Genomic DNA, 13,842 nt, shown 5'->3' with positions numbered 1-13,842 from the left:
ATATCGCGCGTTATACCAAAATTGGTATCGCCTGCGCGAATCATATGATTGGACGGTTAACGCCCCAGACACTACGCTACATCACGATCCACGCACCGTGAGGGCCGCAAATGCCGGGCGGGTTCGATGGATCGCCTACACAACAACGATCAGGAGACAGTCATGGCGAATACACGACGCGCCGCATGCCGTGCGTTGGGCGCGCTCGCGCTTTGCTCGAGCATCGGTGCACTGACGCTGGCAACGCCGGGCGCCTATGCACAGGACAAACAGATCACCCTCGGTTTCGCGCAAGTTGGCGCCGAAAGCGCATGGCGAACGGCCAACACCGAGTCGGTGAAGTCAGCGGCCGCGGACGCCAAAATCAAGCTCAAATTCTCCGACGCCCAGCAAAAGCAGGAAAACCAGATCAAGGCGATCCGCTCCTACATTGCGCAGAAAGTCGATGTGATCGCGTTCTCGCCGGTCGTCGAATCCGGCTGGGAGCCGGTACTGCGCGAAGCTAAAGCCGCAAAGATTCCGGTGATCCTGACTGACCGCAACATCGACGTGAAAGACACGTCTCTGTACGTGACGATGATCGGCTCGGACTTCATGGAAGAGGGCCGGCGCGGCGGTCATTGGCTCGCCGATCACTATAAAAATGATCCAGGTCCCATCAACATTGCCGAACTTCAGGGCACGGTCGGCTCGGCGCCCGCCAACGACCGGCACTCCGGCCTGATCGAAGTGATCAAGAGCGATCCCAAATTCAAGATCATTGCATCGCAAAGCGGCGACTTCACGCTTGCCGGTGGCAAGCAGGTGATGGAAGCATTCATAAAAACCTATGGGAATAAAATAAATGTAGTTTATGCGCATAACGACGATATGGCGCTCGGCGCCATCCAGGCAATGGAAGAGGCCGGCATGCATCCGGGCAAGGACATCACCGTCGTCTCGTTCGATGCGACCAAAGGCGGCTTCCAGGCAATGGCCGCAGGCAAGATGAACGTCGACGTGGAGTGCAGTCCGCTGCTGGGGCCGCAACTGATGTCGGCGGTCAAGGATGTGGTGGCCGGCAAGCCGTTGCCCAAGCGCATCCTGACGGAAGAGACCGTCTTCCCGATGAGCGTCGCGGCGCAGACTTTGCCGACGCGCAAGTACTGAGGCGGAGTGTGCCGGGTAACTGATTAGCGATCCGTACGATAGGTGCAGGAAAAAAGCGAAGTACGAACAGGTCGCAGGGGTTTCTCCAGTGGTGCCTGACCGTCTGACTGCTTCGGCAGCGGGCGGTCTCTTTTCAGCTGAACCAGATTGGACATAACGGGGCCAACCTGAGCCCACCCGACCCATGCACCGCCGATCGAGCGAGGTCTATGACGCATCCCGCATCGGAACCCAATCCGCCGGCCGCGAAGGCTGTCACAGGCGACGCACGCACCGGCGCCGCCTCGAATGCACTTGAGCCTATCCTGGCCACTACCGGTGTCAGCAAGACGTTCCCAGGCGTGAAAGCGCTGCAGCGGGTCGATTTTCGCCTGTTCCCCGGCGAGATTCACACGCTGATGGGGCAGAACGGCGCCGGCAAATCCACCCTGATCAACGTCCTGACCGGCGTAGTCGCGCCCGACGCGGGCACGATCCGCCTCGGTGGCGAGATCGTCGCGTTTGCTTCGCCGCAGGAGGCGGAAGCGGCCGGCGTGCGCACGTTGTATCAGGAAGTGAACCTGTGCCCGAATCTGTCGGTGGCGGAAAACATCTTTGCGGGTCGGCAGCCAAAGCGCTTTGGCGCGATCGACTGGCCGGACATCAAGCGGCGCGCGCAGGCCGCGCTGGCCCGTCTCGACGTGGCGCTCGACGTCACCCGGTCGCTCGACGCCTATCCGATCGCCGTGCAGCAGATGGTGGCGATCGCGAGAGCGCTGTCAGTCGATGCGCGCGTGCTGATTCTCGACGAGCCGACCTCCAGCCTGGACGACGGTGAAGTCGCGCAGCTTTTCAAAATACTTCGACATCTTAAGCAATCAGGTATCGCTATTCTGTTCGTCACGCATTTTATCGAGCAGACGTATGCGATTTCCGATCGCATCACGGTGATGCGCAACGGCGAGCGTGAGGGCGAATATCTCGCACGGGATCTGCCGGCCGATCAACTGGTTGCGAAGATGGTCGGCCACGAGCGCATGAGCGCGCGCTTGCGCGAAGCGGTACATGACGGCCACGCCGCTCATGAAGGGCCTCAGAGCAAGGGCACTGCGCAGCCGTTTGTCGAACTGCGCGGCGTTGGCAGGCGCGGCACGTTGCAGCCAATCGACCTGGACGTGCAGCCGGGCCAGATTCTGGGCCTGGCCGGACTGCTAGGCTCAGGCCGCACGGAGGCAGCCCGGCTATTGTTCGGGGCCGATCGCGCCGACAGCGGCACAATCCTGATCGAAGGCCGGCCTGTGCGGTTGCGTTCGCCCCGGGACGCGGTGCGCCACGGCATCGGCTACTGCGCGGAGGACCGCAAGAAAGAGGGCATCGTCGCCGAATTGTCGATCCGCGAGAACATTCTGCTGGCGTTGCAGGCACGGCGCGGCTGGTTGCGCAAGATCAAACGGAATCGCGCGCGCGAAATCGCGGACATGTGGATCGAGCGTCTCGGCATCAAGGCAACGGATGCCGAACAGCCGATCGGGCTGCTCTCCGGCGGCAACCAGCAGAAAGCGCTGCTCGCGCGCTGGCTTGCGACGAACCCCAAACTCCTGATTCTCGACGAGCCCACCCGCGGCATCGACGTCGCCGCCAAGTTCGACATCATGGACCGCTTGCTGACCCTGTGCGCGAACGGGCTGAGCATCCTGTTCATTTCGTCGGAAATCAGCGAGGTGCTGCGCGTGAGTCATCGCGTGGCGGTGCTGCGCGACCGCCGCAAGATCGCCGAAGTGGCCGGCAAAGCGTCGAACGAGGACAACATTTATCGACTCATCGCGGGGAGCGGCGAATGAAGCTATCGAACTGGTTCGCGCGCGATGGTGCGGAGCGCCCGTTGATCTGGCCGTGCGTCACGCTGGTGCTGTTGTGCGTCCTGAACCTGTGGGTGAATCCGCATTTTCTTTCTTTAAGGATGCTCGACGGCCATCTGTTCGGCGCGCCGATCGACGTGTTGAATCGCGCGGCGCCGCTGGTGCTGGTCGCGACCGGTATGACGCTGGTGATCGCCACGCGCGGCATCGATATTTCGGTTGGCGCGGTGGTCGCGATTGCCGGCGCCGCCGCGGCCACGATACTCGCGACGCAACCCGCGCCGAGCGCCGGATTGATCGCCCAGGCCCTGTTCGCGGCGTTGATCGTCGGTGTGTTGAGCGGCATGTGGAACGGGCTGCTGGTGTCGTTCGTCGGCATGCAGCCGATCATCGCCACGTTGATCCTGATGGTCGCCGGCCGTGGCATTGCGCAACTGTTGACAGCGGGGCAGATCATTCCGATCGGCGCACCGGGTTATCTGTTCGTCGGCGGCGGCTATTGGCTTGGCCTGCCGTGTTCCGTGTGGATCGCGAGCGTTGCCGTGCTGGCCACCGCGGCACTCGTCGAAGGCACCGCGCTCGGGCTCTTCATTCGCGCGATCGGCGTCAATCCGGTGGCAACGCGCCTCGTCGGCTTGCGCTCGAAAGCGCTGGTATTCGCGGTGTACGGATTCTCGGGATTGACCGCCGCGACGGCGGGCATCCTCATCAGCTCGAACGTGCGCAGCGCCGACGGCAATAACGCAGGCCTGCTGCTCGAACTCGATGCGATTCTGGCGGTGACGCTCGGCGGCACGTCGCTGCTCGGCGGCCGCTTCAGTCTTACGGGCACCGTACTGGGTGCGCTGATCATCCAGACGCTCACCTATACGACCTATTCGATCGGCGTGCCGCCGGAAGCGACGCTCGTCGTCAAGGCGGCCGTGGTGCTGGCGGTGAGCGTGATCCAGTCGCCCTCGGCGCGCGCGCTTGCCATGTCGCTCTTCACGCAGCGCGGGGTGGCGCGATGAGACGACTCCTCGAAGCCTGGGCTCATATCGTTGATCCGCGCACGTTGCCGATCGCCGTCACCATCCTGCTGTTTTGCGCGTTGTTCGGTTTCGGCTCGGTGATGTACACCGGATTCTTCTCGTGGCAAGTGCTGCTCGATCTGCTGGTCGATAACGCCTTCCTGCTGATCGTCGCAATCGGCATGACGTTCGTGATCGTGTCCGGTGGGATCGATCTGTCGGTGGGCTCGGTGGTGGCGCTGACTACCATCGTCGAAGCGGTGCTGTCCGAGCACATGCATCTGTCGGTCTGGTTGATCTTGCCGATCGTGTTGCTGATGGGCACGGTGTTCGGCGCGGTACAGGGTGCGCTGATTCACTTTTTCCGCTTGCAGGCGTTCATTGTCACGCTGGCCGGCATGTTCTTCGCGCGTGGCCTGTGTTTTCTGATCACGACGCAGTCGATCACGATCAACGATCCGACGTTCCAGAAGATTTCCGCGTTCCGGCTCAACATCGGCGTCGGTTCAGTGACGGCCAATGTGTTGATCGCCCTCGTCACGCTTGCCGCTGCGATCTATGTGGCGCATTTCACGCGTTTTGGCCGCAACGTGTATGCAGTGGGCGGCAATCCGCGCTCGGCGTTGCTGATGGGCCTGCCGGTCGCGCATACGCGGATCGGCGTGTATGCGCTGAGCGGCTTCTGCTCGGCCCTCGGCGGCGCGGTGTTCACGTTCTATGTGCTGTCGGGTTATGGGCTGCAAGGGCAGGGCATGGAGCTCGACGCGATCGCGGCGACGGTGATCGGCGGAACCTTGCTGACGGGCGGCGTCGGCTATGTGATCGGCTCGCTGTTCGGCGTCGGCATTCTGGGCACGATCCAGGCGCTGATTACCTTCGACGGCACGCTCAGTTCGTGGTGGACCCGCATCGTGATCGGCGCCTTGCTGTGCGCGTTCTGTCTGCTGCAACGGCTGATCGAGCGGCATGCGAAATCGGTGGGGCGTCCGGGCGGCACCGGTGCTGTTGTGACGCCAGGCCGCGAGCGCGGTCGAGGCGACGCGGCAGCGGCGTCCGATTCACATGCGATCGGACGCGCGCCGAAGCAGGCGTTATAGCGCGACGGCGCGATAGCGCGGCTTAGGCGTTGAGCTCACGACCTCGGGTTTCAGGCAACGTCAGCGCGGCGAGGATCACGATACCGTACGCCGCGGCGGCGAATACGCCGATCGCGTGACCGAGGGTCATGGTCTGCGAGACGTAGCCGATCAGGAACGGAAACGTCGCGCCGACTGCCCGCCCGACGTTGTAGCAGAACCCCTGGCCGGAACCGCGAATGCGTGTGGGAAACAGCTCGGTGAGAAACGCGCCCATTCCCGAGAAAATGCCGGACGCGCAGAAGCCGAGCGGAAAACCGAGCACGAGCATCGCGACGTTGTCGAGCGGCAGTTGCGTGTAGATCAACGCAATCGCACACGAGGCCAGCGCGAACGCGATGAACGCACGCTTACGGCCGATCTTGTCGCTGGCATAAGCGCCCGTCAGATAGCCGCAGTACGAACCGACGATCACCACGCCCAGATAGCTGCCGGTACCGATCACGCTTAGATGCCGCTCGGTCTTCAGATACGTCGGCAGCCAGGTGGTCACGGCGTAGTAGCCGCCTTGCACGCCGGTCGCGAGAATGGAAGCGCGCAGCGTCGTCCAGACGATATCGCCGCGGAAGATGTCGAGCAGCGAAAAATGCGTTTGCGCCGCGGCTTGCGCTTCCTTCTGCTGCCGATGCACCTCAGGCTCTTCGACGAAGCGGCGGATCCAGATCACGAACGGCGCCGGTGCAATACCGATCGCGAACAGCACGCGCCACGCGTAATCGGCCGGTATGAATGAAAACACGGCCATGAACAGCAGCGTCGACACGCCCCAGCCGATCGCCCAGCCTGCCTGCACGAGGCCCACCGCTTTGCCGCGGTCACGCGCACGGATGACTTCGCCGATCAGTACCGCGCCCGCCGTCCATTCGCCGCCGAAGCCGAGTCCCATCAGTCCACGCGCCCATAGCAGTTGCGAAAAATTCTGCGCCAGCGCGCAAGCCAGCGTGAAAACCGCGAACCAGAGAATCGTGATCTGCAGGGTCTTCACCCGGCCGATGCGATCCGACAGCACGCCGGCCGCCCAGCCGCCAAGCGCCGAACTCAGCAGCGTGACCGTGCCGATGAGACCGGCGTCGCCGCGCGTGATGCCCCATGTCGCGATCAGCGTCGGAATCACGAAGCTCAGGAATTGCGTGTCCATGGCGTCGAGCACGTAGCCGATCTTGCAGCTCCAGAACGCGCGCTTCTCGCTGGTGGAAATCTGCCGATACCACGCAAACGGGTTTTTGCCTGTGCCGGGCGGGCTATAGCGTTCGGTGTCTGCGGTCAACTGCGCTTCGGTTTTCATGCCTGCACTCCGGTCGTGGTCAGTGGTCGCGTCTTGGCGCGCGGCTTGTGGTGGGACAGCTCAAATAACGCCACGGCTAGAGCATCGCCAGCGTGGTGTTGGGAATGTCGGTGACGAGCATGTGCCCCGGTTTGTGCGCGATGGCAAACGGCAAACGCGCGCTTTCTATCGCGGCTTGCGGTGTGACGCCACAGGCCCAGAACACCGGTAGCTCGTCGCTGCGCACCTCGACTGGATCGCCGAAATCGGGCCGCGAGAGGTCGCGAATGCCGATCAGCGAGGGGTCGCCGATGTGAACCGGTGCGCCATGCACCGCGGGAAAACGGCTGGTGATCTGGATGGCGCGGATCGCGTCGGCGGCCTTCATCGGCCGCATCGAGACCACGCGGTTGCCGCCGAACACGCCTGCGGCCACATTGCGTTCCCGGGTGCGATACATCGGCACGTTGACCTGCTGTTCGATGTGGCGCAGCGGAATGCCTTCGCGCCGCAACATTTCTTCGAACGAAAACGAGCAGCCGATCGCGAACACCACCAGATCGTCGCGCCACAGTTCGTCGAGGCTGCGCACCTCCTCGGCACGTTCGCCGTGGCGGTACACGTAAAACGCGGGGACGTCGTTGCGGATGTCGAGATCAGCGCCGAGCGACGGAACGCGCCATTCGCCAGGCTCGCCGATTCCGAGCAATGGGCAAGCTTTCGGATTGAGCGCGCAGAAGCGCAGGAAATCGTCGGCGTATTGTTTGGGCAGGATGGCGAGGTTGGCTTGCGCATAGTCGCCACAGTAGCCCGCAGTCGGCCCGGACAAACGGCGGCTGCGAATCTGCTGACGAAACTCGGAGGGCGTGTAGGACATGAACGGCTTGACTCCTGCTAGGTCCAGGTAACTGATGGAAGCCAGATTAGTAACGCCAAAAATATCCATCCAGCGAGTTATTCTTGTGTTTCGTTAAATTAAACTTAACAGCACCGTCAGCGGTTTTGCGGCGATGATCGAGTCTTTCGGAACCCTGTTGAGGGAACTCATGCAATGAACACCCGCTTTGTCGAAACGTTTCTGACGCTCGCACGTCTAGGCAGTTTTCGCGCGACCGCCGCTGCAATGCACGCCACGCCCGCCGCGATTTCGCTACGCATCAAAACGCTCGAGGCTGAGTTAGGCGTCGAGCTGATCGAGCGCGACGCCGCCGAGTTCCAGCTCACGGCGAATGGCGAACGGCTGCTCGCGCACGCGCGCTCGGTGGTGCAGGCCACGCGCTCGCTGCAACTGGCCGCGCAGGACGAAACCCAGGTGACGAAGCGGCTGCGGCTCGGCGTCATCGAGACAGTGGTGCATAGCTGGCTGCCGGACTACATCCGGATGCTGAACGTCGAGTACAACCGCATCGTCGTAGACCTGACCGTCGACTCGAGCGCTGTGCTTGGACCTCGCTTGCGCGCCGGCGAGCTGGATCTCGTCATTCAGGTGGAAGACACCGGCGAGCAGGAAGCGTCGATCGTTTCGACCTTGCTGGCGAGCTATCCGGTGCGCTGGATCGCGCGCAGCGATCTGATTCCGGCGAGCCGCGCGCAACATGTGCGGACCGTATTGCAGAAACCCGTGCTGACGTTCGGCCGTGGCACCGCGCCGCAAATTGCCGTGCAAGCGATCGTGGAGACGCTTGCGAAACGCGCCGGCGTGCCGTTTGCGGATACTCAGGTGACCTGCATGCCGTCGGTGGCGGTGATTGTGAAACTGTTGCGCGATGGCTATGGGATCGCGGCGGTGCCGGCGCTGTTCGTCGAGCCTTTTCTGAGCAGCGGCGAACTGGGGCAATTGCAGGTGCGTCCGCTGCCGCCGCCGATCGACGTTGCAATGATCTACCGCGACGACGCCGACGTCGGCGTGCTGGCGGCATCACGCGTTGCACGCAGCGCGTGTGATCAGTATGCGAAGGCGATGGGGCGGCAGTTGATCGAGAGACGGTGAAGCAGGCGGCCAACGAGTACGCCAAAACATGTCATTCGTCTTATGCCATTTGCCGTGCTACACTGTACTAACATTGTGTTTACTTTTAAAGCCCAACCGCTTACGATTCCAGTTCAGGTGCAGCCATGAAAACGACCATCCGCAGAATGGGTAATTCCCATGGCGTACTGATTCCGAAACCGATTTTGACCCAGCTGGGGCTGGAGGACGAAGTGGATATGCAAGTGGAAGGCAACGCGCTGGTGATACGGCGACCGCAGAAAAAAGCGCGTACGGGGTGGGCGGAGGCTAGCCGTTCGTTGGCGGCGTCCAAAGACGATGGTCTCGTGATGGGCGAGTTTCCCAACGCCGATGACGCGGGGCTCGAGTGGTAGCGCGCGGCGACGTCTGGCTGGTCGCGTTGGATCCCACCGTCGGCAGCGAGATACAGAAAACGCGTCCTTGCGTGGTGGTGTCGCCGGCAGAGTTGCACGATCACCTGCGGACCGTGATTGTCGCGCCCATGACCACGGCCGGTCGCGCGGCACCTTTTCGTGTTCCGCTCACCTTCTTGCGCAAGAAAGGGTTGATCCTGCTCGACCAGATTCGTACGGTAGACAAGACGCGGCTCGTGAAGCGAGCCGGCGCGGTGTCGGATACGGCGCTATCGAATGCCTTGTCTACGCTGCAGGAAATCTTTGTGGAATGAGTGGAGTGAGCAATAGTGCGTGCGTTGGTCGTATGGCCGTGCTCTAAAGCCCATCCATCCCGAGGCGCCGGCGCGCGGTAGCGACCAGCTTGTCGAACGAAAAGTTACTGGCGGCAAGCGCTGTGGTCTCCGGAAAGTTCTCGCGGGCAATGTCCGTCAACACCTGGCCCGGTGGCGCTTCAATCAGCACGTGGGCACCCATTTCCTGCATGACGGTGAGCGCGTCGAACCAGCGTACGGTGTGGCGCATATTAGTCGCGAGATCGTTGCGAATGGCCTCTGCTGTGTACAAGGGGCGGCCGCCGCGATTGCCGATATAGGCGCTGTGCGGCGTGTGGAACGGGACGTCCTTTGCGTAAGCAATCAACTCGTCCGTGGCATGCGCGAGTAGTTCGCAATGTGACGGCACGCTTACCGCAAGACGAATGGCTTTGCGTGCGCCTGCCGCCAAAGCGCGTTCGATGAACGTGTCCAGTGCGCCATTCGCCCCCGCCATGACGATCTGACGCGGCGCGTTGACATTGCCAATATAGACACGTTCATAGCCCGCATCCGCGTGTTGCACGGCGAGTGTTTCCAGTTGGTGTTCGGTCAAACCCGACACGGCCGCGAGGCCGTAGCCGGACGGGTACGCCGTCTCCATCAACTCGGCGCGCTTGCGAACCATCATTAGCGCGTCGCCAAAGTGAACCGCGCCGCAACTAACCGCCGCCGCATACGCGCCCACCGACAAACCCGCGCTGATTTCCGGATTGAACTGTTCATCGGTCAGTGCGCGCGCGATTGCCACGCCCGCGACGGTCAAACCCATCTGAACGGCGACGGTCGAGCGCAGTGCGTCGGGCGTGTCGAAGGTGAGTACATCGATGTCGAGCACCTGCGAGGCTTCTTCGAGCGTGTGGGTCACGGCGCGGTGCTGCGGCAGACGGTGCAGGAATCCGTCCGACTGCGCGCCCTGGCCCGGGAACTGAAGGGCGAGCATCAGGTACTGTCGCGGGCGGGTGCCCACGGATCGGCAACAAGCAGTGGGCCGCGGGCATGGCGTGCCATCACGCGTGCTTTGTCCGCTGCCCACTCGGCCAGTGCAACGCCGCCAGCGGGTGTTTCCAGTTGTGCATCCACACGACTGCCGGTGCGTTGCGCGGTCGCTTGAAGATAGTCCAGCAACTGAATGGCTGCATGACGCGAGAGTTTTTCCGGCGCACGGATTAGTAGATCGAGATCGCTTGAGAATGTGGCCGTGGGAATTTGAGTGGCCAGTTCGAATCCCGTGCTGCCGGTTGGTCCCCAAACGAATCCCGTCAATGCGCCGGCCGTGTCGCGTTGCAATGCGGCGAGGGTCGCAAAAGCAGGCAACGCATTGCGCTCCGCAAGCGGGCTGCTTCGGGCCAACGCTTCCGGTGGCACGGCGATTTCAATATCGTCCCGATGCACCCACGTGCCGTAACGCTGCGACCGCTCCGCGCCGCGCAAGCCGATCGCCACGAAGCCGTTAGCGGCCAGTGCGCGCCGCACGACCGCATACGGCGCGCGCGCGAAAGACCCGCGGACCCACGCCGGTTCGCCGTCGAGCTGTGGCAATCGGGTCAGGCGTAGCAGATCATGCGGCCGCCAGCGCGCATCGCACGACAATGCGTGATTGGCTGCAAACGGCGGCGCGGCGCAGACCTGCATTACACGGCATCCCATTGTTCTGCGAGACGCCGCCGCACCTCGATCGACGCTGCGCGATTCTTTTGCGCCGCAGCCGATTCCAGACGATGCGACAGATCGCGGCTGCCAGCGCGCGCGCTGCGGATCTGTTCGGTCAATACCTGACGCACGCGCTCGATCTGCGCGGCATCGGGGGCATCGGCGTCGACGCCTTCGATCAACTGATCGAGCAGGCCGAGTTTGGCAAACGACGTCATCGAGTACGACATCGGCACGATGGTTTCGCCAAGCGTGTCGAGCGCTTCGACCGTGCGCCGCGTGACGCGTGCGGCCGCTTCCTTGCCCATGGCATGGACCATCGTGCCGGGTGCGTCGAGCGCAACGATCCGGTTGGCCTGATAGCCGTGCGCGAGGAACGCGCCCGACATGGCGGGCCCGACGATCAGCGCGATCACTGGGTGCCCGGCGTCGCGCGCCGATGCATAGGCATCGACCGCAGCGGCGCAGGCGAGGTGAATGCCGAGCATCTCTTCGCGGTAGCCGTACGCCTGGCTTTTTACGTCGACGATCGCGACGATCGGTCGGCGCGTTTCGCTCGCTTCGTCCCGTGCGACGGCCTCGCGTACGGCGCGCGCGAGCAGCCAGCCTTGTTCGAGGCCGACAACATTATCGGTCGCGCGTGGAAAGCGGTTGTCGGGATCGGGAACGACCGCGACGAAGCGCGCGGCTTCGTCGCCGAGCGACGCATCGCCGCTCCACACGGGCGCTTTACCGGACGGTTCGCCAGCCAGTGCATGGAACCAGCGCGCACCGCGGCTGAGGGTGGTGTCGCTCATGCCTGCTCCTTGCGTGCGTTGTTCTGAGCATGTGGGTTGTAAATCTCACGCATCGTTTCCGGCGTGACGCTGGCCGGGTCGATCCGCGCAAGGCGGTCAAGGAACATGTCGACCTGTTCGCTGCGATGCGCAGCCGGCAGCCCTTGAGTGAATGCGGACCGCACGGCGGCGCGCACCGCGTCCGCATCGTCCTCGACGAGGTGATCGGCGAGCGCGGTCGCGGCCCGTTGTTCGCCGCCGATCAACTGCCACACGCGGCGCCGATCGCTTGCATCGAGTTCCTCGATACCGGCCTCCTGTTCGATCACTTCGGGGCCGTTCATGCCGAGCCGCCCCTGCTTCGTCACGACGAGATACGAGCACAAGGCCGCCGCCAGCGACATGCCGCCGAAGCAGCCCACCATCCCCGCGATCACGCCGACCACCGGCACATGCCGGCGCAACGCGACGATCGCTGCCTGAATCTCGGCGATTACCGCGAGACCGAGGTTGGCTTCCTGAAGCCTGACGCCACCGGTTTCGAACAACACGACAGGGCGGACGATCTTGCCGCGTTCGCAGTCGCGCAAGGCCATCTCGAGCGCGGCGGCGATCTTGCTGCCTGACACTTCGCCGATGCTGCCGCCCTGGAATGCGGACTCGATCGCGGCGACCACGGCCGGCTCGCCGTCGAGGGTGCCGCGCGCGATCACGCAGCCGTCATCCGCCTGGCAGACGACGCCTTGCAGCGGCAGCCACGGCGACTCGATTCTGTCGAACGGTCCGAGCAGTTCGCGGAACGTGCCGGCGTCGAGCAGCGAGCGGGCGCGCTCGCGCGCGGGCAGTTCAATGAAACTTTCGTGCAGCATCGGCGCGGGGCGTGCAGTAGCGACGGTCGTCATGCGGCATCTCCCTGTTCCGCCGCTTCGATGGCCTCCGCGAGCCGCAGCGCCACGACGCCGGGTGTCGCGCCGAAATCGTTGATTTCGATGTGCGCCGCGCCGTCGTAGCGCGTGAAGAAGCGGTCGAGCACGCTCTTCCAGATGTGGCTGTAGCCGTCGACGCTGGTCCGCACGACCACGTGCGCGCTCAGAGCCGCGCTGTTTTCAGCCGGCGACAGCAGGACTTCCAGGTCGCCCGAACCGACCACGCCGACATGCGCGCGGGTCGTGACGGCGCGTTGCGCCGGATAGTCGAAGGTCAGATGTTCCATGAGGCTGAGCTCCCGCCGGCGGCATGCTGCGCCAGCATATCGAGAAAGAGGGTGGCGGCGAGCAGATCGGCTGCGCCACCAGGCGATGCGTTGAGCGACAGCAAGTCACGGTCGAGCGCAACGAGGGCAGTATGCCCATCCGGCGTCGAGCTCCCGCCGGCTTGCAACACGCGGCGCGCGCCGTGTTGCGCCGCGTGCAAGCCCGGCAGACCCGCGCGATGGAGCAGGCAGGTGTCGTCGAGCGACACCATGATCGAGAGCAGGGCGTCGATACGCGCCGCGTTTTCGCCGACGCCCCGGGCTCGTGCCGTGAGTAAGGCGGGCAGGCCGATCTCGACGACATGCGGGAAGCCGTCTTGCGCTTCACGGCGCGCTCCGCCCACCTGATAGCGCTGCCGCACGCGCTCGCCGTGACTGTCGGCGGGGGCGGCGAAGCGATCCGGAAAGCAGGCAGTCTGCGCGGCGAGTGTGCAGACCTGCGACGCGTTCAGACGCGTGGCGCCGCTCGACATCGAGGCACCCGCCACCAGCAGGCCGACGATCCAGATCGCGCCGCGATGCGCGTTACTGCCACCGGTGGCATGCAGCATGGCCTGCTCGCCGGCGCGGCCGATTTGCGCGAGTTCGGCACGCAACAGCGCGGATGGTTTGCCACGGCGGCGCGCGGCGCGTGCGAGCGCCGCGAAGGTCGGTTCGAGCGCGTGTGCCGAGCGCAGCATGGTGGCGAGATCGAGGTCGTGATGCGCGCCGCTGCCGCGCCGGTCGACCAGCGCGGGCTTCGGCGTGAGTTGCGCTTCGTCGATCAGCGCGGACACCGCGAAGCGCGCGAGCTGCGCATCGGACGGTGCTGTCCGTACGCCAGGCGCCTGCCTTTCTACCGTGCCTGCCACGTGCAAGAACGTGGCGCGCTGGCGTGCCGGCGCGATGCGCCAGAGCACGTCGACCTCAGTCACTGGTTCGGCATACGCCATGGACCTGACCGCGCCCGTTTCTCTCCCAGTCAGCGCGGCAGCACGGGACGCGAGTTCCGCCTTTACGTCCGGCATGGCGTCGGCCTCGCACTCGAGCAAAACAGCGGGCGCCATC

15 protein-coding genes are annotated in these 13,842 nt (G+C 63.9%); 7 read left to right on the top strand and 8 right to left on the bottom strand.

The annotated features are described in order from the left end of the window. Positions 1-162: 162 nt before the first annotated feature. From DSC91_RS08585 to yjfF, 4 genes are all read left to right on the top strand, one after another. On the top strand, positions 163-1,149 hold the full coding sequence (locus DSC91_RS08585; protein WP_097396964.1) for an ABC transporter substrate-binding protein: 987 nt from the start codon (positions 163-165) through the stop codon (positions 1,147-1,149). 209 nt (positions 1,150-1,358) lie between these two features. After that, positions 1,359-2,969, top strand: coding sequence for a sugar ABC transporter ATP-binding protein (locus tag DSC91_RS08580; protein WP_115777732.1), 1,611 nt, complete (start codon positions 1,359-1,361; stop codon positions 2,967-2,969). Continuing rightward, positions 2,966-3,997: an ABC transporter permease gene (locus tag DSC91_RS08575; protein ID WP_115777731.1), complete on the top strand. Its 1,032-nt coding sequence runs from the start codon at positions 2,966-2,968 to the stop codon at positions 3,995-3,997. The genes DSC91_RS08580 and DSC91_RS08575 overlap by 4 nt, the downstream gene beginning before the upstream one ends. Then, positions 3,994-5,094, top strand: a complete 1,101-nt coding sequence (yjfF, locus tag DSC91_RS08570) for a galactofuranose ABC transporter, permease protein YjfF (RefSeq protein WP_115777730.1) — start codon at positions 3,994-3,996, stop codon at positions 5,092-5,094. The genes DSC91_RS08575 and yjfF overlap by 4 nt, the downstream gene beginning before the upstream one ends. Before the next feature lie 22 nt (positions 5,095-5,116). Here the strand turns inward: yjfF and DSC91_RS08565 are convergent, their stop codons facing one another. Together DSC91_RS08565 and DSC91_RS08560 are read right to left on the bottom strand one after the other, a co-directional pair. Beyond that, a complete protein-coding gene (locus DSC91_RS08565; protein ID WP_175171987.1) occupies positions 5,117-6,418 on the bottom strand; it encodes an MFS transporter in 1,302 nt (433 codons plus the stop codon). Between the two features lie 76 nt (positions 6,419-6,494). Further along, a complete protein-coding gene (locus DSC91_RS08560) occupies positions 6,495-7,274 on the bottom strand; it encodes a putative hydro-lyase (RefSeq protein WP_115777729.1) in 780 nt (259 codons plus the stop codon). A gap of 174 nt (positions 7,275-7,448) precedes the next feature. On the opposite strand from DSC91_RS08560, the gene DSC91_RS08555 reads away from it, so the two are divergent. From DSC91_RS08555 to DSC91_RS08545, 3 genes are all read left to right on the top strand, one after another. After that, a complete protein-coding gene (locus DSC91_RS08555; RefSeq protein WP_115777728.1) occupies positions 7,449-8,387 on the top strand; it encodes a LysR family transcriptional regulator in 939 nt (312 codons plus the stop codon). A 125-nt stretch (positions 8,388-8,512) separates the two neighbouring features. Further along, positions 8,513-8,761: an AbrB/MazE/SpoVT family DNA-binding domain-containing protein gene (locus tag DSC91_RS08550; RefSeq protein WP_115777727.1), complete on the top strand. Its 249-nt coding sequence runs from the start codon at positions 8,513-8,515 to the stop codon at positions 8,759-8,761. Next, positions 8,755-9,075, top strand: a complete 321-nt coding sequence (locus DSC91_RS08545) for a type II toxin-antitoxin system PemK/MazF family toxin (RefSeq protein ID WP_115777726.1) — start codon at positions 8,755-8,757, stop codon at positions 9,073-9,075. The genes DSC91_RS08550 and DSC91_RS08545 overlap by 7 nt, the downstream gene beginning before the upstream one ends. A 43-nt stretch (positions 9,076-9,118) precedes the next feature. On the opposite strand, the gene mdcH is transcribed toward DSC91_RS08545, so the two are convergent. The 6 genes from mdcH to DSC91_RS08515 are packed head-to-tail and all read right to left on the bottom strand — an operon-like array spanning position 9,119 to position 13,841. Next, entirely contained in the window at positions 9,119-10,057 is a 939-nt protein-coding gene (gene mdcH / locus DSC91_RS08540) for a malonate decarboxylase subunit epsilon (protein ID WP_115777725.1), read from the bottom strand. Next, positions 10,057-10,749: a malonate decarboxylase holo-ACP synthase gene (locus DSC91_RS08535; RefSeq protein ID WP_115777724.1), complete on the bottom strand. Its 693-nt coding sequence runs from the start codon at positions 10,747-10,749 to the stop codon at positions 10,057-10,059. The genes mdcH and DSC91_RS08535 overlap by 1 nt, the downstream gene beginning before the upstream one ends. Beyond that, the gene (mdcE, locus tag DSC91_RS08530) at positions 10,749-11,564 is read right to left on the bottom strand and encodes a biotin-independent malonate decarboxylase subunit gamma (RefSeq protein ID WP_115777723.1); all 816 of its coding nucleotides are present in this window, start codon (positions 11,562-11,564) and stop codon (positions 10,749-10,751) included. The genes DSC91_RS08535 and mdcE overlap by 1 nt, the downstream gene beginning before the upstream one ends. Further along, the gene (locus tag DSC91_RS08525) at positions 11,561-12,445 is read right to left on the bottom strand and encodes a biotin-independent malonate decarboxylase subunit beta (RefSeq protein ID WP_115777722.1); all 885 of its coding nucleotides are present in this window, start codon (positions 12,443-12,445) and stop codon (positions 11,561-11,563) included. The genes mdcE and DSC91_RS08525 overlap by 4 nt, the downstream gene beginning before the upstream one ends. Further along, a complete protein-coding gene (locus DSC91_RS08520; RefSeq protein ID WP_115777721.1) occupies positions 12,442-12,756 on the bottom strand; it encodes a malonate decarboxylase subunit delta in 315 nt (104 codons plus the stop codon). Before DSC91_RS08520 ends, DSC91_RS08525 begins: the two co-directional genes overlap by 4 nt. Beyond that, entirely contained in the window at positions 12,744-13,841 is a 1,098-nt protein-coding gene (locus DSC91_RS08515; protein ID WP_229758306.1) for a triphosphoribosyl-dephospho-CoA synthase, read from the bottom strand. The genes DSC91_RS08520 and DSC91_RS08515 overlap by 13 nt, the downstream gene beginning before the upstream one ends. Position 13,842 lies beyond the last annotated feature (1 nt).

This window comes from Paraburkholderia caffeinilytica (assembly GCF_003368325.1).
Lineage (GTDB): Bacteria > Pseudomonadota > Gammaproteobacteria > Burkholderiales > Burkholderiaceae > Paraburkholderia > Paraburkholderia caffeinilytica.
The sequence above is the reverse complement of the archived record's forward strand: the minus strand, read 5'-3'. Positions and strand labels throughout refer to the sequence as shown.